Origin of the sequence: Paraburkholderia caffeinilytica, from assembly GCF_051027425.1 — a bacterium.
In the GTDB taxonomy this organism is placed as follows: Bacteria; Pseudomonadota; Gammaproteobacteria; order Burkholderiales; family Burkholderiaceae; genus Paraburkholderia; species Paraburkholderia caffeinilytica_A.
The window spans coordinates 571,098-589,216 of sequence record NZ_CP186552.1; the positions used below are offsets into that span (position 1 = coordinate 571,098).

Consider the following 18,119-nt stretch of genomic DNA (forward strand, 5'->3'; position numbering starts at 1 on the left):
CACAACTGGATTACGTCGCGGCCAGTTCGACTTTCGGCGAAAACGAATCGCTTTGGGCCATAGGCCAATATTTCTCGTACAGCGAGTAGCGATAGTTGCCGTTCAGCAGATCGTTCGGATCGAGATACTTCAATAGTTCCGACATCAGCCGCACCTCATGCGACGACACCCGCCGCACGATGTGATGCGCGCGCAGTTCCGCCGGATGCTTGAGCCCCGCGGCCTGAATGATTTCCTTCAGCGCATGCAGCGTGTTGTGATGGAAGTTGAACACGCGCTCGGCCTTGTCCGGCACCACCAACGCACGCTGACGCACCGGATCCTGTGTCGCGACGCCCGTCGGGCAGCGGCCGGTGTGGCACGTTTGGGCCTGAATGCAACCGACCGCGAACATGAAACCGCGCGCCGCGTTGACCCAATCCGCGCCGATCGCCAGCGTCCTGGTGATATCGAATGCCGTAATCATCTTGCCGCTTGCGCCGATGCGGATACGCTGACGCAAGCCGATGCCGACCAGTGTGTTGTGCACCAGCAGCAGGCCTTCCTGCAACGGCACGCCGACGTGATCGGTGAACTCCAGCGGCGCCGCGCCCGTGCCGCCTTCCGCACCGTCGACCACGATAAAGTCCGGCAGAATGCCCGTCTCCAGCATCGCCTTGGCAATGCCGAAAAATTCCCACGGATGCCCGATGCACAGCTTGAACCCGGTCGGCTTGCCGCCGGACAGCGTGCGCAAGCGGTCGACGAATTCGAGCAGGCCGCGCGGCGTCGAAAACTCGGAATGGGTGGCGGGCGAGATGCAATCGCGGCCCATCGGCACGCCGCGCGTTTCCGCAATCTCGGGCGTGATCTTCGCGGCCGGCAGCACGCCGCCGTGGCCGGGCTTCGCGCCTTGCGAGAGCTTCACCTCGATCATCTTCACTTGCGGCTCGGCGGCCTGCTTGGCGAATTTCTCCGCGCTGAAGGTGCCGTCGTCGTTACGGCAGCCGAAGTAGCCCGAGGCGATTTCCCAGATGATGTCGCCGCCGTGCTCGCGGTGGTATTTCGACATCGAGCCTTCGCCCGTGTCGTGCGCGAAGTTGCCTTTCTTCGCGCCGAGGTTCAGCGCCATGATCGCGTTCGCCGACAGCGAGCCGAAGCTCATCGCGGAGACGTTGAAGATCGACATCGAATAAGGCTGCGCGCGGTCGGGTCCGACGACGATACGGAAGTCGTGGTTGTCGAGCGTGGTCGGCGCCAGCGAGTGGCTGATCCATTCGTGCGCGACGGCTTTGACGTCGAGCTCGGTGCCGTACGGGCGGCTGTCCACGTCGTTCTTCGCGCGCTGATAGACGATGCTGCGTTGCGCGCGCGAGAACGGCTTCTCGTCGGTATCGTCTTCGACGAAATACTGGCGGATTTCCGGGCGGATGAATTCGAACAGGAAACGGAAGTGGCCCCACAGCGGGTAGTTGCGCAGAATCGCGTGGTGCTGTTGCGTCAGGTCGAACAGGCCGAGCGCGACGAGCGCCACCGGCACGACGATCCAGAACCATGAAATGTGCTGCGTTGCGCCAAGCACAGCACAGGCTGCGAGCAGAATGACTGCGCACCACATCGCCAGATAACGTCGAGAAAACATGGGGACTCCAGTGCAGTGAGGATCGTCGCGGAGGGATCGTCGACGCTGTCGGCGCAGACGGAATCCGCCGCGAAGGGAAACGAACACCTGCTTGTTATGGTGAAGCTAGCTGCGGCTCGAAGATGAAACGCGTGGGTGAAGCGTGAAGTATGAAGCTTGAAGATGCGGTGTGAAGGTACAGCACGTGCGGCGGCGCCAAGGCGTTGCCGCACGATCGGATTCACGGTTCAACGGGCGGTGAGCAATGCTGCCTGTTGCGGCTGGCGCGCCGCTGGCTGCGCGGTTACCGCGTGTTCGATGATGCCGCCGCCGAGACACACGTCGCCATCGTAGAGCACCGCAGATTGCCCTGGTGTGACAGCCCATTGGGCGGCGTCGAAATTCAGCTCGAAGAGGCCTCCGCCGACACCTGCCTCACCGGTCACCGCATTTGCCGCCGCGCTTGCAGCCGCACTTGCAGCCGCACTGAACGTGCACGGTGCATCCGCTTGCCGGTAACGGGTTTTCGCGCCGCAGGCAAAACCGTCGGCCGGCGGTTCGCCCGCCACCCAGCTCGTATTGCCGGCGGAGAGCGTATGGCTCAACAGCCACGGATGTTCGTGGCCTTGCGCGACATACAGCGTGTTCGACGGAATATCCTTGCCGGCGACAAACCACGGTTCGCCGCTGCCGTCCTTGCTGCCGCCAAGGCCGATGCCCTTGCGCTGCCCGAACGTATAGAACGCGAGGCCGATATGTTCGCCGACCACGTTGCCGTCGGTGGTTTTCATCGGGCCGGGTTTGGTCGGCAGATAGCGGTTCAGGAAGTCGCGGAACGGCCGTTCGCCGATGAAGCAGATGCCGGTCGAATCTTTCTTCTTCGCATTCGGCAGCGCGATCTGCTCGGCAATTTCGCGGACTTTGGTTTTCGGAATTTCGCCCAAAGGAAACAGCGTCTTCGACAACTGCGCCTGGTTCAGCCGATGCAGGAAGTACGACTGATCCTTCGTATGATCGAAGGCCTTCAGCAGTTCGAAGCGGCCGTTGTTCTCGCGCACGCGCGCATAGTGGCCGGTCGCGATGGTTTCCGCGCCCAGCGACATGGCGTGATCGAGGAAGGCCTTGAACTTGATCTCGGCGTTGCACAGCACGTCCGGATTCGGCGTGCGGCCGGCCGAGTATTCGCGCAGGAATTCGGCGAACACGCGGTCTTTGTATTCGGCGGCGAAGTTGACCGCTTCGACGTCGATGCCGATCAGGTCCGCGACCGAGACGACGTCGATCCAGTCCTGCCGCGTCGAGCAGTACTCGCTGTCGTCATCGTCTTCCCAGTTTTTCATGAACAGGCCGACCACGTCGTAGCCCTGTTCCTTCAGCAGCCACGCGGTAACCGACGAATCGACGCCGCCCGACATGCCTACTACGACTTTCTGCTTGCTCATAAGGTGCTCACACTGGGTACTGCATGACTTCATTGATCGTGGGTTGACCGTGTTGTCCGGTCGCCTGGTTGGCCGCTCGTGGCGGATCAGGCTCGTTTATGACGGGTTAGGCCCGCTTACGTCTGCTTATGCCTGCTTACGCCCGACCGAATGCGTGTGCACGAAGTCGAGCGGGAAACGCCGCCCCGCGAGGTAATCGTCGAGACATTGCATGACGAGCGGCGTGCGATGCCGTTCAGGGCAGGCGCGCAATTCGTCGGCGCTCATCCACAGCGTGCGGACGATGTCGGGATCGAGCGCGCGTTCCGTGCTCGTTTTGCCGCTCGTGCCGCAATAGGTGAAGCGCAAATACGTCACGCCTTCGCTGCCGGGCCGCTCGAAATGCGTCATATACATGCCGACCAGCGCCTCGGGCGTGAACGGATGGGCGGTTTCCTCGAGTGTTTCGCGGATCACCGCTTCCAGCAGCGTTTCACCCGCCTCCAGATGGCCGGCGGGCTGGTTCAGGCGCAGGCCGTCGACGGTATGTTCCTCGACCACGAGAAAACGCCCGTCACGCTCGACGATGGCCGCGACGGTGACGTGCGGCAGCCAGGATTCCGGTTTCATGGGTGCGCATTTTACCGTTTATGGGCCTGGGCTGCCGGGAGGCGGGCGAGTGGTGGCGTGGGCCTCCCGGCGCGGCCAACGAGCCGCCCCGTCCGCCGGGCACCCCCGGATTGTCCCCGATTTCGGCGCACCCCCCGGTTTCGGTTAAAGTGACGCGGTTAGCCGTTGCACTTGCAAGCCGGCGTGCCTCGTCGGCGCATCTGTCGTAAAACAGGAAGTCGAGGAGGAACAACGATGCACATCGGAGTGCCAGCCGAGACGCGCGCGCACGAAACCCGCGTCGCCGCGACGCCCGAAACGGTCAAGAAATACGTGACCCAGGGCCACCGGGTCACGATCCAGAGCGGCGCCGGCACCGGCGCGAGCTTTCCTGACGATGCCTTTACAGCGGCCGGCGCGGAAATCGTCGACGCGGCCACTGCTTTTGGCGCCGATCTTGTCCTGAAGGTTCAGTCGCCGACCGATGCCGAACTGCCGCTGCTCAAACGCGGCGCGACGCTGGTCGGCATGCTCGATCCGTTTAATACCGAAAACTCATCAAAGCTCGCCGCGGCCGGCGTGACCGCGTTCGCACTCGAAGCCGCGCCAAGAACCACGCGCGCGCAGAGTCTGGACGTGCTGTCGTCGCAGGCGAACATCGCCGGATACAAGGCGGTGTTATTGGCCGCCACGCTGTACCCGCGCTTCATGCCGATGCTGATGACGGCTGCCGGCACCGTGAAAGCGGCGCGCGTGCTGATCCTTGGCGCGGGCGTGGCCGGCTTGCAGGCGATCGCGACCGCCAGGCGTCTGGGCGCGGTGATCGAAGCGTCCGACGTGCGTCCGGCGGTAAAGGAGCAGATCGAATCGCTCGGCGCAAAGTTTCTCGATGTCCCGTATGAAACCGACGAGGAGCGCGAAGCCGCGCAGGGCGTCGGCGGCTACGCGCGGCCGATGCCGCCTTCGTGGCTTGCGCGGCAGTCCGCACTGGTTCACGAACGGGCCAAACAGGCTGATGTCGTGATCTCGACCGCCCTGATCCCGGGCCGTGCGGCACCGACGCTGATCTCGGTGGAAACGGTGCAAGCGATGAAGCCCGGCTCCGTGCTGGTCGACCTCGCGGCAGGACGCGGCGCGGAGTACGAAGGCCGGCGCGGCGGCAACTGTCCGCTGACCGAAGCGGACCAGGTTGTGTTGAAGCATGGCGTGACGATCGTCGGCTATACGAATCTGGCTTCGATGGTGCCCGCCGACGCCTCGTCACTCTACGCACGCAACCTGCTCGACTTCCTGAAGCTGATCATCACCAAGGAAGGCGCCTTGAACATCGATCTCGCGGACGACATTGTCGCGGCCACGCTGCTGGCCCGTGACGGCGAAGTCACGCGCAAGAGCTGAGCAACCCATTGCATGGGACCAGAGTAAGTGCTGAAGCAAAGCGCTAACTCTGGCCGACATCGAATTAATACATAGGAGAACGGCGATGGAAGTCATCAATCACACCGTCATCAACCTGATCATCTTCGTGCTGGCGATCTACGTTGGCTACCACGTCGTCTGGAACGTCACGCCCGCGCTGCATACGCCGCTGATGGCCGTGACCAACGCGATCTCGGCGATCGTGATCGTCGGCGCGATGCTGGCCGCGGGCCTGACTCTGGGCACGCCCGGCAAGTTCTTTGGCACGCTGGCCGTCGCGCTCGCGGCGGTCAACGTGTTCGGCGGCTTTCTCGTGACGAGGCGAATGCTGGAGATGTTCAGGAAGAAAGAGCCGAAGAAGCTCCCTGCAGCAGCTAAGGAGAACGCGTAATGAGTCTGAACGTCGTCACGCTGCTTTATCTGGTCGCGTCGGTCTGCTTCATTCAGGCGCTCAAAGGGCTGTCGAATCCGAAGACGGCGCGCACCGGCAATACCTTCGGCATGGTCGGGATGGCGATTGCGATCCTCACCACCATCGCGCTGATCGTCAAACAGGCGAATGCGCTCGGCTCGAATCTCGGGCTGGGGCTCGGTTTGCTGCTGGTCGCGCTGGTGATCGGCGGCGCGATCGGCGCGTTCGTCGCGGCGCGCGTCGAGATGACCAAGATGCCGGAACTGGTCGCGGCGATGCACTCGCTGATCGGTCTTGCGGCCGTGTGCATTGCGTATGCGGTGGTGTCGGAGCCGGCCGCGTTTGGCCTCGTCGATCCGGAGAATGCGATTCCAGGTTTCCTGCCGTACGGCAATCGCGTCGAACTGTTCATCGGCACGTTCGTCGGCGCGATTACGTTCTCCGGTTCGGTGATCGCGTTCGGCAAGCTGTCGGGCAAGTACAAGTTCCGGCTGTTCCAGGGCGCGCCTGTGGTCTACGCGGGACAGCACCTGATCAACCTGTTCCTCGCGCTCGGGATGCTCGGCTTCGGCGTGATCTTCTTCCTCACGCAATCGTGGCTGCCGTTCATCATCATGACGATCATCGCGTTCGTGCTCGGCGTGCTGATCATCATCCCGATCGGCGGCGCGGATATGCCGGTGGTCGTGTCGATGCTCAACTCGTACTCGGGCTGGGCGGCGGCGGGCATCGGCTTCTCGCTGAACAATCCGATGCTGATCATCGCGGGCTCGCTGGTCGGCTCGTCGGGTGCGATCCTGTCGTACATCATGTGCCGGGCGATGAACCGCTCGTTCTTCAACGTGATTCTCGGTGGCTTCGGTAACGAGGCGGGTGCGGCTGCTGCGGGTGGATCGGCGGAGCAGCGTCCGGTGAAATCCGGCTCGGCCGACGACGCTTCGTTCATGCTCGGCAATGCGGAAACCGTGGTGATCGTGCCGGGTTATGGTCTTGCCGTGGCGCGCGCGCAGCATGCGCTGAAGGAGCTGACCGACAAGCTGATCGAGAAGGGTATCGAGGTGAAGTATGCGATTCACCCGGTGGCCGGGCGGATGCCGGGGCACATGAACGTGCTGCTCGCCGAAGCCGAAGTGCCGTACGACATGGTCTATGAAATGGACGACATCAACGGCGAGTTCGGCCAGGTCGACGTGGTGCTGGTGCTCGGCGCGAACGACGTGGTGAATCCGGCGGCGAAGAACGATCCGAAGTCGCCGATCGCGGGCATGCCGATCATCGAGGCTTATAAGGCGCGCACGGTCATCGTGAATAAACGCTCGATGGCAGCAGGCTACGCGGGCCTCGACAACGATCTGTTCTACATGGACAAGACGATGATGGTGTTCGGCGATGCGAAGAAGGTGATCGAGGATATGGTGAAGGCGGTGGAGTAACGCACCTCGGCGCCCCGGCGGTTCGCGGCTTGCCTGTTGCGGACCGCCGGTCATACAGCCTGGATGCAGGTGCGAAATCCAGCCGGTACAGGGCGTTTCGTGATTCGCCGCCCGGGACCGTCCGTTCTTAAAACTCAGGTAGATTCCGTGACCGGTACGTGAGGTTGGGTGTTAAATCCTGGGCGTGCGCTCGCATCTCATCACAGCATCCTCATTCACATCTTCACCGCGGCTTCGCATTCACGTGCCGCAGTAAATCCGCCAACCGTCGTCCTTCCTGATCCGGATACGGTTCGAGCACCTGAAGCGCCTGGATTTTCTCCAGCCCGAAATTGCGGAAATCGCTGCGCAATTCGCACCACGCGCCGAGCGTCCAGCGCGCCCCCCAATAAGCCAGCGCCAGCGGCCAGACGCGCCGCTCGGTCGCCGCGCCGTTTGCATCGGTATAGGCAAAGCTCACCACGTGACGTGCATCGATTGCCCGATGCAGCACGTCCACTTTCGCTGAAAATTCCGCCTTGATGTGAAACGACGGCGCGAAGATCGCCAGACGTTCGAGCGTTGCGCGCTTGTCGGCGGGCATCGCCGAGGCGATCTTCGCCAACGCCCCGCGCGCGCCGCTCGCGAAGCCGGCGCCGCCCCACGATTCGAGCATGCGCGCGCCCGCTGCGAGCGCGGCCAGTTCGTCGGCGGTGAAGGTGAGCGGCGGCAAACTCGCCGCGCGGCTCAACCGGTAGCCGATACCCGCTTCGCCCTCGATCGGCACGCCCGATAGTTGCAGATCGCGCACGTCGCGATAGACGGTGCGCAGCGAGATATTCAGCCAGTCGGCGAGTTGTTGCGCGGTGGTCAGACGCCGTCCGCGCAACAGTTCGGCGATCTGGAACAGGCGGTCGGCGCGGCGCGTCATCGTAGGCGTCTTGTAGAAAAGGACGGGGACAGTCCCGCGATGATAGCGCCGCATGCCGCGCTCCGGTCAGCGTTCCGCGCGTTGCCGGACGGCCGCCGCGCTTGTGCGCCGCGTCGCAAGTTAGCCGTTGGTCCGCGAGTGCAGGCCGAGGCGGTTGCCTTCCGTGTCGGTGAAGAACGCGATGTAGCCGATGTCCTGCGGCAGTTTGATCACCGGACCGTCGGTCTTGCCGCCGGCCTGCTCGACCCGGGCGAGCACGGTGTCCACGTTGGGTTGCGCGTTCAGATAGACGAGCACGCCGTCGTTGGTCGGTTTCGTCGACGGGTTATGGACGATCGCGCCGCCGGTGGCCGGTTCCTCGTAGCCGAAGATAGCGATCGGCTGGCCGCCGATTTCCTGGCGGTTCAGTTTGATGTCGAAGGTGGTTTCGTAAAAGCGGACAGCGCGGTCGAAATTGACGGACGGGATTTCAAACCATGCAACAACTTTGGATGATGCGGACATGACACTCTCCTGTGGATGGCGGTAAGCCGTGCAAAGCGCCGGATGGCGTGAGAAGGAGTGTGCGTGGGGGCTGCTGACAGCGTAGTGTCAGTAGGGAGTGGCGGGTGTAGCGAAAGGATGTGGTGGGCGCGGAGGACGAATCGCGGAGGACGAATAAGTCGAGGTGGCAACGGATGAGCCCCGACTCCGGTTGATTACCGAAGGTACCGGCGAAAAAAACCGCGGACTGGATCCGCGGTTTTTTCGATGCTGCCCTACGCCTGCTTAGGCTGCCGGCGTGTCGTTGTTCTGCGGCCGCTGACGAACGCTGCCCGCGATCAGGTCGAAGCGGAACAGCCGGCATTCGAGCGCGCCGTTGAAGAGCGGCGTCTTGGTCGATTCGCGCAGACGCAGCTGGCCCGGCAACTTGCGATCCGACGTCAGGATGAACGCGTGCCAGCCGGTGAAGCGCTGCTTCAGCGCATCGCCGAGGGACTGGAAAAACTCGCTGTCAGGCGCTTCTTCCTGAGCCCGGTGGAAGCTGTCGTCGTCGCGGCCTTCACGCGTGGCGCGGCCTTCGCGGATTTCGCCCCGGGCGTTGCGGCCGCGCACTTCGATCCGCTCGCCATACGGCGGATTGGCGACGAGGATGCCCGCTTCCGACGAGGGCGCCGTCATTCCGCGCGCATCGACCTGCTTGAGCGGGATCGACGGCAGACCGGCGCGCTGGAAGTTCGCACGCGCCTTGTCGAGCATGTCGCCGGAAATATCGCTGCCGAAGATCTGCAGATCGGCGCGCGAATTGCGCGCGGCGTGCTTCGCGTCGAGCGCGGCGGCCTTCAGCGTTTGCCAGGTCTTGGCGTCGTATTGCTTGAGCTTTTCGAAGCCGAAGCGGCGCTCGGCACCTGGCGCGATATTCAGCGCCACTTGCGCGGCTTCCGCGAGGAAGGTGCCGCTGCCGCACATCGGGTCGTACAACGGCGTGCCGGCGATCCAGCCCGTCAGACGCAGGATGCCCGCCGCGAGGTTTTCGCGCAGCGGCGCCGCGCCCTTGTCGAGGCGCCAGCCGCGTTTGAAGAGCGGATCGCCTGAGGTGTCGAGGTAGAGCGTGCAATCGGTGGCAGTGAGGAACGCGAACACGCGCACGTCGGGCATGGCGGTGTCGATGCTCGGGCGCGCGCCGCTCACTTCGCGCAGACGGTCGCAGATCGCGTCCTTGACACGCAGCGTTGTGAATTCGAGGCTGCGCAGCGGCGATTTGATTGCGGTGACGTCCACGCGCAGCGTTTCGTTGGCGGAGAACCACTGCTCCCAACGTTGTTCGACTGCGAGCGCATAGATGTCCTGTTCGCTGCGATACGGCCGATGCGCGATTTTCATCAGCACGCGGCTCGCGAGGCGCGAGTGCAGGTTGGCGGCCATGCCGGCGGCCCAGCCGCCGCGGAAATGCACGCCGCCGGGCACTTGCGCGCCGGCCGTGAACGGCGCGCCGTTCAGGTGCTTCGCGGCTATTTCGGCGAGCTCGGTGGCGAGCGAGGCTTCAAGACCGCGCGGACAGGGGAGGAAGAAATCGAAGGACATTGAGGTTGCCGGAAGGCGTTAGATAAGGCGCTATTGTACGCGGTCGGGGTGCGGCGCCGCTTTGGACGGCCATACCAGTTCCAGCGGATGCCGGAATACCCGTTGCCAGACCGCGCCACGCAGCGAGCGCACTGCATTGCGCCGCAAGTCGCGCGATTTCACGGCCATGTAGAAGGCGAGCGCGAAACTCACGGCCACGTTGAGGATCGCCATGCTGCCGACGCCCGCCACCGCCCACCACAGCTCCGGCAATTTCAATGCGTCCGTACCGAGCACGCCGAGCGCCACGCCGATCGAGCCGGCGCTGAGCGTCACGTGACGCACCTCGAAGGTGAAGGCAAAAGCGGTGAGGATGGCCGGTACGAGCCCGAGCATCAGGCCGAGCGTGATATTGCCCACCACGCCCGCCACATTCGAGCGGCAAAACGCGGCGAGCCGGGCGGCGCCGGCCGCGCCGAGCGTCATGCGCAGGCGCCGGTTGTAGGCGAGCGCATCCGCCACGCGATGCAGGACGAACCAGTTGTCCGCCCAACCTGACAGCAAACTCGACGACCACAGCAACACGCCGGTCAGCGCGGCATAGAACGGCGTCGGTCCCATCAGCGAGAACGAGTGCAGTGTGGCGTGCGCTTTCTCGGGCGAAATGATGTCGGCGTTGAACAGCGCATGCCACAACAATTGCACGCCCAGGCACACGGGAAAGACCAGCAGAACGTTGCCGAGCACCGCGGCTGCCTGCGTGCGCATCAAAGCGGTCACCGAACTCACGAAACTGTCGACGCCCGCCGGCGTGCCGACGCCGTCCAGTTCGCGGGCGAGCGTGGGCGCGGTCATGGCCGGTTGCTTGGTGGCGAGCGAGAAGTGCAGGAAGTGTATGAGCAGGAAGCTGGCCGCGTAGTTGATGCCGGCGAGCAGCCCCTCGAACATCGATTGCAGATGCACGCCGGTGATGGCGAATTTCATGCAGACCGTGACGACGGTCACGAGCCCGCCGCCGGCTGCCATACGCATCATCTTCAGATATTCGGCGCGATCGCGCGCGATGTAGTGCTCGCCGGTATCGGCGCTGTACTCCACGACCTTGCGCGCCAGCAACGAGAAATTGCTGCGCACGAGATACGCGACGCTCTGGCTCGCGTGATTCGCGTTCACGAGTTCGGCGGTGAGACGCGCGCCGGCGTGCGGATCGTCCTGTGTCATCCAGGCGTTCAGCAGATGTTCCGCGCGCACGATGCGCATCCGCATCCGTTCGACCTGGAACACGATATCGACGCTGACGCCGTTACGGTAGAGATGGGCGAAGACGTTGTCGGTGGCGCTGCGGCATTCGTCGAGCAGCGCGCGCAGATAGTTGACCTCATGCAGCAGCTTGTCTTGCGGGGCGCCCGCGCTGACTGCCTGATGAGCCGCTTCGACGGCGAGCATGGCGCGCGTGAGCCGGTAGAACGGCTGCTTTTCCATGGCGACGCGGACATCGCCGGTATCGCGGATGTCGTTAATATCGACTTCGCCGAGGCGGCTGCGGACGGTTTGCGACAGACCGGTTGAACTGATCTGGCAGGTGAGGTTGTGCAGAGCGGCCAGCAGGTCGAGCGAGAACGGCGTTGCGTCGTGCTGTTCGCTGTCGTCCTGTTCGTAGTCGAAGAGGGCGCGGATACGGGTGAGCAGATCGGTCGGCAGATTGGCGATCCATTCGACATCGCGTTCCTCGGCGAACATCAGTGTGACGATCGCTCTCAGGTCGCGCCGGTTCGGCGCGGGCGGGATCAGTGAGGCTTCGAGGCGCTCGAAGAGTGCGCCGAAGAAGCCTGAATGCACGGGCATGCCTGCATCGCAGAGAAGCGAGAGGCCGTCGCTTTCGCGGAGCAGCGCGCGGAGAATGCCGGCGACGTTGGCCTTCCAGGCCGGGTTACGGTCCAGCACGTGGAGGAGATAGCGGATTCTCGTGTGCGCCGGCGTTGAGCGTGACGGGGTGTTGTCGACGGTGGGGTCGAGTGCGTCGGGTTGGACTGCGCGGCCGCGCTGGATCCAATGGGCGAGTTCGATCAGCCATTCGCTGCGGTCTGCATAAGGGGCGGTTTTGTCGGCGATTGCTAGCAGCGCGTCTAGTTGGTGACCGCTGTCGCGGGAGGCGCGCCATTTTTTTATGAGTCGGTTGATTGAGGTGAGCATTTGGGGTTTTTTTGCCCTAATGGGGTTGGTGCCTGCGGCGCTGGGGTTTTGTTGAGTTGGGTTTGTTTGCCTGCGTGGCGCTTGTTTGTCTGTGTGCCTGTGGTGTTGGTTTTTGTTTGATCTGGTTGTTTGTGCGACGCTTTCTTGTTTGTGTTTTTAGGGTGTTGGCCTTTCCTTGTTTTCTTCGTGGTCTATTAGCGTTTGCCCCTGTGCGGGGCAGGCACTTACTTTCTTTGCCGCCGCAAAGAAAGATAAGCAAAGAAAGCGGCTCAAACCGCCAGCTTAGAAGCGGGTCCCCCGCACAGTCACGGTAGTGGCGCATCTGGAATCCGTGTTCTCGCACATTGGGTGTTTGTGACAAAGCACTCATCAGCTCCCACTCCGCACTGCGTGCGTCGCGGACGGGTTTGCTAAGGAAACCCAAGGTTTCGTTTGGGCGCGGTGGGGGCCATCGGCTTCGCCTCGCCACGGAGCCCCCGCACTTATTGGCGAACCCCCGCTTCAAATGAAATGATGATGTACCGCACCAGCACCAGCACCAGCACCAGCACCAGCACCAGCACCAGCACCAGCACCAGCACCAGCACCAGCACCAGCACCAGCACCAGCACCAGCACCAGCACCAGCACCAGCACCAGCACCAGCACCAGCACCAGCACCCGCACCAGTACCAGTACCAGCACTTGCCACAGCCAGTTCAACTGCAACTGCAACTGCAACTGCAACTGCAACTGCAACTGCAACTGCAACTGCAACGGCGGTTGCGATGTAATGACGCGCTATAGGGCTGGGTAAAACGCGAAAGCCAAAACGTAGCGAGTGGTTCTGGGAAATGCGTTTCGGCGCGCGCAGCGCCGCTGGAGGTATGACTGCCTGGTCACGAAGGCCGAATGTGCGAGGGCACGGATTCCAGATGCACCACTGCCGCGACTGTGCGAGGGACCCGCTTAAGAACTAGCGGTGTGAGCCGCTTTCTTTGCTTATCTTTCTTTGCGGCGGCAAAGAAAGTAAGTGCCTGCCCCGCACAGGGGCGAACGCTAATAGACCAATATCAATTCAAGGAAAGGCCAACGCCCCAAAAACACAGACAACGGCAAGGCCAACACCCCAAAAACACAAACAACGGCAAGACCAACCCCACAGGCACCCAACAATAAGCGCGCGCGAGCAAACAAATCAAAGAAAGCCCAAGGCACCCAGATCAAGGAAAAGCCAACACCACAAAGCCACAACAGAAAACCAACAACCCAAACCCCACCCCGCGAAGCGCCCCAAAACAACCAAGCGCCTGCAGGGCAAAAAAAACCTTAACTACCCACACCACCAGAAGGACACACCGGCACAACACCCCCACCCCCCTTACCGGCGGAGCCCCCCTTAGCCCTAATAGCAGCCATAGCCTGCACAGCCCCGGCAACCTGCGAAGCAATCTGCTGCAACGCCGCCCGATGCCCATTAACAAGCGCGTCATAGCCGCCGCTAACCGGCTCACTCACCACACTCCGGCAGGTCATCACAGCAGTACTCCGTACAGCCCTCACACTCCACACCGCATCGATCAACGCGTGCGACCCCGGCCATGACTCGAACCGCTGCACATTCATGCTGACCCGATACACAGGTGTCGCATCCGGATACGCCGTGCCATACACATCGATCGTACCCAACTGCTGCGTGAGACTGGTAGACAAAGCCCGGCGAATCTCATCGCCCGGTAACGACGCCCAACGCTCCTGTTCGAGCACCTGAACCTGCGTAGGCCCCGTCTGCACGACAAGCTGATTCTTCGCCACTTGCGGCGGGACATCGATCGGCGCGACTTCGATCAGCCACGCCGGTGCGGCCGCCGTCCGGGCGCTAACCGGCGCCGCGGAGCCGGCCGGCGCCCCATCCGCGCCGAGCGTATAAAAGCGGCTGCTCGGCGACGAACACGCCGCCATCGCCACCAGTCCGGCCAGAGCGCCGACATAAACAGCGCTGCGCACAAGCCCGCGCGGCGGGCGGGGGAGCCGGGCAAACATCATGGTTTATCTCCTGTTTTACCGCGCAACAGCGATTCCGGATGACGCTCCAGATAATCCGACAGCGCATTCAGCGACTGCAACGTGCGCGTCAGTTCCTGCAACGCCTGATGAACATCCGACTGCAACGGCGAGTCCTGCTGCAACGTCGCTTCGGCCGAACCGAAGGTCTGCTTCGCCGCGGCGAGAGTGTCGCGCGCCTCCGGCACGACTTCCTTGTCGAGTCGCGCGAACAGCTGGTCGGCGTTCTTCAACGCGCTGTTCAGGTTCGTCCCGATCTGATCGAACGGCACCTTGTCGAGCTTCTTCGCAATGTCGGCAACCTGCACCTGCAGTTCGTCGAGCGAGTTCGGAATGGTCGGCAACTCGAGCGGGTCGCCCGTGACGTCAACCGTGGCCGGCGGCGCTTTCGGGAAGATATCGAGCGCCACGTACAACTGGCTCGTAATCAGGTTGCCGGTGCGCAACTGGCCGCGCAAACCATGCTTGACGAGCTGTTGCAGCAAGGTCTGACCCGCGAGGCTGCCCGGCGTCGGCGCGGTTTCGCGGAAGCGTTTGCCAAGGCGATCCGGGTACAGGTCCATCGTTACCGGCATCGTGAAGCTGCGCGTTTTCGGATCGTAGTCGATGCCGATGTTGGTCACCTGGCCCAGTACGATGCCGCGGAAATCGACCGTCGCGCCCACCGACAACCCACGCAGCGACTGATTGAAGTTCATGACGACACGCAACGGCACGCCGTCCGGTTCGCGCATCGCATCCTGTTCATCCGAGGCGAGGCGGAACGTCATGTTGTTCGGCGCCTGCGCGCCCACGCTCTGGCCGGGCGGCGACTGGAACGACAAGCCGCCGACGATCACCGTCGCAAGCGACTGCGTATTCAGCTTGAAGCCGCTCGAGTCGAGCCGCAGATCGACGCCGCTCGCATGCCACCAGCGCGAATTGGTGCCGACGTACTGGTCGAACGGCGCCGACACGAACACCTGCATCGTCACGCCGGTACCGTCCTTGTCGAGCGAGAAGCCGACCACCTGACCGACCTGCACGCGCCGGTAGAAAATCGGCGAGCCGATGTCGATCGAGCCGAGCGATTCGCCGTGCAGAACGAACTGGTGGCCCTTCTGGTCGCCCGTAATCGGCGGCGGCGTTTCGAGGCCGACGAAGTTTCTCTCGGTGTCCGGCGAATGGCCGGCGTCCGCGCCGATGTACGCGCCCGAGAGCAGTGTGGTCAATCCCGACACGCCGCTTGCGCCGACGCGAGGGCGCACCACCCAGAAGCGCGAATCCTTCACCGCGAAGTCTTCGCCTTCCTTGGTGAGCTGCACCTGAACCAGCACGTGCGAGAGATCCTTCGACAGCGTGATGGTCTTCACCGAGCCGACGTCGACGTCCTTGTACTTGACCTTGGTCTTGCCAGGCTCGAGGCCTTCGGCGCTCACGAATGTGATCGTGATGGTCGGGCCTCGTTCGGTCACCGACTTGATCACGAGCGCGAGGCCGATCAGCGCGGCGATCAGCGGAATCACCCAGACCAGCGAGGGCAGCCAGCGCCTGCGCGGCTCGATGTCGGGATCCGGCAGTTGGGGCGGCACCCTGGGTCCGTTCGAATCGTTGCGCGGCGCATCGGAGGCGGGCGTCGGTCCTTGCGGGCTAGTCATGGTTAAGGTCCTGTGGTTTTTGAGTGCTGCCTTCCACGTTGTCCCAGATGAGCCGTGGATCGAATTGCATGGATGCCATCATTGTCAGAATCACCACCGAACCGAAGGCGATTGCGCCCGGTCCGGCGGTGATCACAGCAAGCGACTTGAAACGGACCAGCGCGACGGTCAGCGTGACGACGAATACGTCGAGCATCGACCAGCGTCCGATCCGTTCGACCATCCGGTAGAGCGTGGTGCGTTGCTCGGGCCGCCAGCGCGAGCGGCGCTGCGCGGTGACCGTGAGCAGCACCAGCACGCTCAGTTTGAGCATGGGCACCATGATGCTGGCGATGAACACGATCACGGCCAGCGGCCAGTCGCCCGAGGTCCAGAAGTACACGACACCGCTCATGATGGTGTCGTCTTCCGAACCGAGCAGCGACGACGTGTGCATGACCGGCAGAAGGTTCGCGGGAATATACAGCAAGGCCGCCGCGATGAGCAGCGCCCAGGTGCGCATCAGGCTATCGGGGTTGCGCACGTGAAGAACGGCGCCGCAACGGCTGCAGTGCTGCGGCGTGACGGAGCGGATGCGCGGCTCGACGCGTCCGCACGCATGACAGGAGACCAGGCCTGCGCGCTTCGCGGTGACGTATTTCATCGTGCGCTCATCCCTGATGCGGCGCCGGCGGCGCGCCTGGCGGCGATGCGGATTGCACCGCAGGGTCGTCAAGTGAACTGACTGTAACCGCCGTACTGTCCGCCGAGGTTCGCGGCAGCGGTCTCTGGTTGCGCTCGCCCAGTTCGTCGGCGAGGTCCCACAGAATGCGCGGGTCGAAGGTGACGACCACGGCGAACATCAGCGTCAATACGCCGAAGGCGAACAGCGCTGCTTCGGGAATCACGCGCGCGAGACTCACCATCTTGACGATGGTGATCAGCACACCGAGCATGAACACTTCGATCATGCCCCACGGCCGCACGAATTGAACGGCGCGCAACACACGGTTGAAGGCGGGCGGCACGTAGCCGGCGCGCAGCGGGATCAGCACGTAAAGCAGCGCGACCAGCTCGGTCAGCGGGAACAGGATGGTCGAGCAGAACACCATGACCGCGACGATCTGCATGTCTTCGCCCCACAGCGCGACGAGCGCGCCGAACAGCGTGGTCTGCGAGGTGATGCCGTTGGTTTCGAGTTCGACGATCGGGAAGCCCTGGGCGATCAGGAAGGTGATCAGCGCAGCCAGCGTCATCGAACAAATACTGTCGAGCTTGCGGGAGACACCGCGATAGAGCGTTGCGCCGCAGCGCGGACAGCGCGCGACCGCTCGCCCGACAAGCCGGGGCTTGCGGAACAGCGTGTCGCATTCATGGCACGCGATCAGGTTGTCATGTTCCATACGGCAGAAGGGCTAACGACATGGGGGAGGCGTGCAATGCCGGTTTTAGGGCCGTGCTGGAGAAAGCGTGGAGCAATAGTACCAAACGCGCTTCGCCGCTGGGCTGGCCATTGCGCCTGATGCCGCCGTGGGGCAGGTGGCACCGGCGTTGGAGCTAGTCTTACACACAATCAAGAGGTTCAGACAGCTTCGGTCCCCTATTGTTCAATACTGCTCTGCGGGCGGGCTAAAGCGCTAACTTGGGTCGGCAGCCTTGCATGGGATCAGAGTAAGCGCTAAAGCGCTAACTCCGGTCGACACAGCCAGCTTTTTCCGCTTGCGGTAGCATGGCGGCCTTGGCGTGTGCCGCAGCCGCCATGCTTTCTATCGCATTGCACGATGCTGCATGCATTGGCGGGGTGGAATAGCAGGGCCGGCTGCGCCGTTAACCTCTCTTCACTTGCGCTGACCTGTCATGGCACTCAATCCTTCTTTCGGTGGCCGGGAGTCGTACACGCGGACTGCCATCGCCTTTCACTGGCTGATCGCGCTGCTGATCGTGTGCGGCTTCGCGCTCGGTTGGGTGATGACCGACATCCCGGGCTTCACGCCCACCAAGCTGCGCTACTTCTCCTGGCATAAATGGATCGGTTGTACGGTGTTCGCGCTCGCCGTGTTGCGCATTCTATGGCGCGCGACCCACGCAGCCCCACCGATGCCGCGCCGCATGCCCGCCTGGCAGCGTGGCGCCGCGCATCTCACGCATCTGCTGCTCTACGTGCTGATGATCGTGATTCCTGTCTCCGGGTACCTGTATAGCTCAGCGGCCAATGTGCCGGTGGTGTACCTCGGACTGATTCCGCTGCCGCGCCTGATCGCGCCGGACCCGCATCTCAAGGAGTTGCTGAAGAACGTGCATATCGTGCTGAATTACACGCTGCTCGTACTGGTCGCGTTGCACGTCGCGGCGGCGCTCAAGCACCAATGGTTGGACCGCGACGGCCTGCTGTCGCGCATGCTCCCTTTCATCAAATAAGGA

Annotated in this window: 16 protein-coding genes; 4 read left to right on the forward strand and 12 right to left on the reverse strand. The window is 63.1% G+C overall.

What is annotated here, in order from left to right:
* Window positions 1-10: 10 nt before the first annotated feature.
* The 3 genes from ACOSV0_RS02480 to ACOSV0_RS02490 all read right to left on the reverse strand — a co-directional run bounded on the left by ACOSV0_RS02480 (window position 11) and on the right by ACOSV0_RS02490 (window position 3,651).
* Window positions 11-1,621: an FMN-binding glutamate synthase family protein gene (locus ACOSV0_RS02480; RefSeq protein WP_434108535.1), complete on the reverse strand. Its 1,611-nt coding sequence runs from the start codon at window positions 1,619-1,621 to the stop codon at window positions 11-13.
* A 227-nt stretch (window positions 1,622-1,848) separates the two neighbouring features.
* Complete coding sequence (gene mnmA, locus ACOSV0_RS02485) at window positions 1,849-3,042, reverse strand: tRNA 2-thiouridine(34) synthase MnmA (protein ID WP_434108536.1); 1,194 nt, start codon at window positions 3,040-3,042, stop codon at window positions 1,849-1,851.
* Window positions 3,043-3,168: 126 nt separating this feature from the next.
* Window positions 3,169-3,651 carry an NUDIX hydrolase gene (locus tag ACOSV0_RS02490; protein WP_434108537.1) on the reverse strand — a complete coding sequence of 161 codons (483 nt, stop codon included), beginning with the start codon at window positions 3,649-3,651 and terminating at the stop codon, window positions 3,169-3,171.
* A gap of 234 nt (window positions 3,652-3,885) precedes the next feature.
* On the opposite strand from ACOSV0_RS02490, the gene ACOSV0_RS02495 reads away from it, so the two are divergent.
* The 3 genes from ACOSV0_RS02495 to ACOSV0_RS02505 all read left to right on the forward strand — a co-directional run bounded on the left by ACOSV0_RS02495 (window position 3,886) and on the right by ACOSV0_RS02505 (window position 6,894).
* Window positions 3,886-5,028: a Re/Si-specific NAD(P)(+) transhydrogenase subunit alpha gene (locus ACOSV0_RS02495; RefSeq protein ID WP_434108538.1), complete on the forward strand. Its 1,143-nt coding sequence runs from the start codon at window positions 3,886-3,888 to the stop codon at window positions 5,026-5,028.
* An 85-nt stretch (window positions 5,029-5,113) separates the two neighbouring features.
* Complete coding sequence (locus ACOSV0_RS02500) at window positions 5,114-5,440, forward strand: NAD(P) transhydrogenase subunit alpha (protein ID WP_012431753.1); 327 nt, start codon at window positions 5,114-5,116, stop codon at window positions 5,438-5,440.
* Window positions 5,440-6,894, forward strand: a complete 1,455-nt coding sequence (locus ACOSV0_RS02505; RefSeq protein ID WP_434108539.1) for an NAD(P)(+) transhydrogenase (Re/Si-specific) subunit beta — start codon at window positions 5,440-5,442, stop codon at window positions 6,892-6,894. The genes ACOSV0_RS02500 and ACOSV0_RS02505 overlap by 1 nt, the downstream gene beginning before the upstream one ends.
* Before the next feature lie 223 nt (window positions 6,895-7,117).
* Here ACOSV0_RS02505 and ACOSV0_RS02510 read toward each other — a convergent pair whose 3' ends face one another.
* The 9 genes from ACOSV0_RS02510 to ACOSV0_RS02550 all read right to left on the reverse strand — a co-directional run bounded on the left by ACOSV0_RS02510 (window position 7,118) and on the right by ACOSV0_RS02550 (window position 17,101).
* Window positions 7,118-7,858 carry a helix-turn-helix transcriptional regulator gene (locus tag ACOSV0_RS02510; RefSeq protein WP_434108540.1) on the reverse strand — a complete coding sequence of 247 codons (741 nt, stop codon included), beginning with the start codon at window positions 7,856-7,858 and terminating at the stop codon, window positions 7,118-7,120.
* A 66-nt stretch (window positions 7,859-7,924) separates the two neighbouring features.
* Window positions 7,925-8,308, reverse strand: coding sequence for a VOC family protein (locus tag ACOSV0_RS02515; RefSeq protein ID WP_434108542.1), 384 nt, complete (start codon window positions 8,306-8,308; stop codon window positions 7,925-7,927).
* A 264-nt stretch (window positions 8,309-8,572) separates the two neighbouring features.
* A complete protein-coding gene (locus tag ACOSV0_RS02520) occupies window positions 8,573-9,868 on the reverse strand; it encodes a THUMP domain-containing class I SAM-dependent RNA methyltransferase (RefSeq protein ID WP_434108544.1) in 1,296 nt (431 codons plus the stop codon).
* Between the two features lie 30 nt (window positions 9,869-9,898).
* Complete coding sequence (locus ACOSV0_RS02525; RefSeq protein WP_434108545.1) at window positions 9,899-12,040, reverse strand: site-specific recombinase; 2,142 nt, start codon at window positions 12,038-12,040, stop codon at window positions 9,899-9,901.
* 482 nt (window positions 12,041-12,522) lie between these two features.
* A complete protein-coding gene (locus ACOSV0_RS02530; protein ID WP_434108546.1) occupies window positions 12,523-12,795 on the reverse strand; it encodes a hypothetical protein in 273 nt (90 codons plus the stop codon).
* 552 nt (window positions 12,796-13,347) lie between these two features.
* Complete coding sequence (locus ACOSV0_RS02535; RefSeq protein WP_434108547.1) at window positions 13,348-14,064, reverse strand: PqiC family protein; 717 nt, start codon at window positions 14,062-14,064, stop codon at window positions 13,348-13,350.
* A complete protein-coding gene (locus tag ACOSV0_RS02540; protein ID WP_434108548.1) occupies window positions 14,061-15,719 on the reverse strand; it encodes an intermembrane transport protein PqiB in 1,659 nt (552 codons plus the stop codon). Before ACOSV0_RS02540 ends, ACOSV0_RS02535 begins: the two co-directional genes overlap by 4 nt.
* A complete protein-coding gene (locus ACOSV0_RS02545; protein ID WP_434108550.1) occupies window positions 15,712-16,362 on the reverse strand; it encodes a paraquat-inducible protein A in 651 nt (216 codons plus the stop codon). The genes ACOSV0_RS02540 and ACOSV0_RS02545 overlap by 8 nt, the downstream gene beginning before the upstream one ends.
* 7 nt (window positions 16,363-16,369) lie before the next feature.
* Complete coding sequence (locus tag ACOSV0_RS02550; protein WP_434108551.1) at window positions 16,370-17,101, reverse strand: paraquat-inducible protein A; 732 nt, start codon at window positions 17,099-17,101, stop codon at window positions 16,370-16,372.
* A 454-nt stretch (window positions 17,102-17,555) separates the two neighbouring features.
* Here ACOSV0_RS02550 and ACOSV0_RS02555 point away from each other — a divergent pair, with 454 nt between their 5' ends.
* Window positions 17,556-18,116 carry a cytochrome b gene (locus ACOSV0_RS02555; protein ID WP_434108553.1) on the forward strand — a complete coding sequence of 187 codons (561 nt, stop codon included), beginning with the start codon at window positions 17,556-17,558 and terminating at the stop codon, window positions 18,114-18,116.
* Window positions 18,117-18,119 lie beyond the last annotated feature (3 nt).

What these genes read in the sequence shown, in the direction of transcription:
- ACOSV0_RS02480 (WP_434108535.1), bottom strand. Translation starts at nt 1,621, where the DNA reads ATGTTTTCTCGACGTTATCTGGCGATGTGGTGCGCAGTCATTCTGCTC.
- mnmA (WP_434108536.1), bottom strand. Translation starts at nt 3,042, where the DNA reads ATGAGCAAGCAGAAAGTCGTAGTAGGCATGTCGGGCGGCGTCGATTCG.
- ACOSV0_RS02490 (WP_434108537.1), bottom strand. Translation starts at nt 3,651, where the DNA reads ATGAAACCGGAATCCTGGCTGCCGCACGTCACCGTCGCGGCCATCGTC.
- ACOSV0_RS02495 (WP_434108538.1), top strand. Translation starts at nt 3,886, where the DNA reads ATGCACATCGGAGTGCCAGCCGAGACGCGCGCGCACGAAACCCGCGTC.
- ACOSV0_RS02500 (WP_012431753.1), top strand. Translation starts at nt 5,114, where the DNA reads ATGGAAGTCATCAATCACACCGTCATCAACCTGATCATCTTCGTGCTG.
- ACOSV0_RS02505 (WP_434108539.1), top strand. Translation starts at nt 5,440, where the DNA reads ATGAGTCTGAACGTCGTCACGCTGCTTTATCTGGTCGCGTCGGTCTGC.
- ACOSV0_RS02510 (WP_434108540.1), bottom strand. Translation starts at nt 7,858, where the DNA reads ATGCGGCGCTATCATCGCGGGACTGTCCCCGTCCTTTTCTACAAGACG.
- ACOSV0_RS02515 (WP_434108542.1), bottom strand. Translation starts at nt 8,308, where the DNA reads ATGTCCGCATCATCCAAAGTTGTTGCATGGTTTGAAATCCCGTCCGTC.
- ACOSV0_RS02520 (WP_434108544.1), bottom strand. Translation starts at nt 9,868, where the DNA reads ATGTCCTTCGATTTCTTCCTCCCCTGTCCGCGCGGTCTTGAAGCCTCG.
- ACOSV0_RS02525 (WP_434108545.1), bottom strand. Translation starts at nt 12,040, where the DNA reads ATGCTCACCTCAATCAACCGACTCATAAAAAAATGGCGCGCCTCCCGC.
- ACOSV0_RS02535 (WP_434108547.1), bottom strand. Translation starts at nt 14,064, where the DNA reads ATGATGTTTGCCCGGCTCCCCCGCCCGCCGCGCGGGCTTGTGCGCAGC.
- ACOSV0_RS02540 (WP_434108548.1), bottom strand. Translation starts at nt 15,719, where the DNA reads ATGACTAGCCCGCAAGGACCGACGCCCGCCTCCGATGCGCCGCGCAAC.
- ACOSV0_RS02545 (WP_434108550.1), bottom strand. Translation starts at nt 16,362, where the DNA reads ATGAAATACGTCACCGCGAAGCGCGCAGGCCTGGTCTCCTGTCATGCG.
- ACOSV0_RS02550 (WP_434108551.1), bottom strand. Translation starts at nt 17,101, where the DNA reads ATGGAACATGACAACCTGATCGCGTGCCATGAATGCGACACGCTGTTC.
- ACOSV0_RS02555 (WP_434108553.1), top strand. Translation starts at nt 17,556, where the DNA reads ATGGCACTCAATCCTTCTTTCGGTGGCCGGGAGTCGTACACGCGGACT.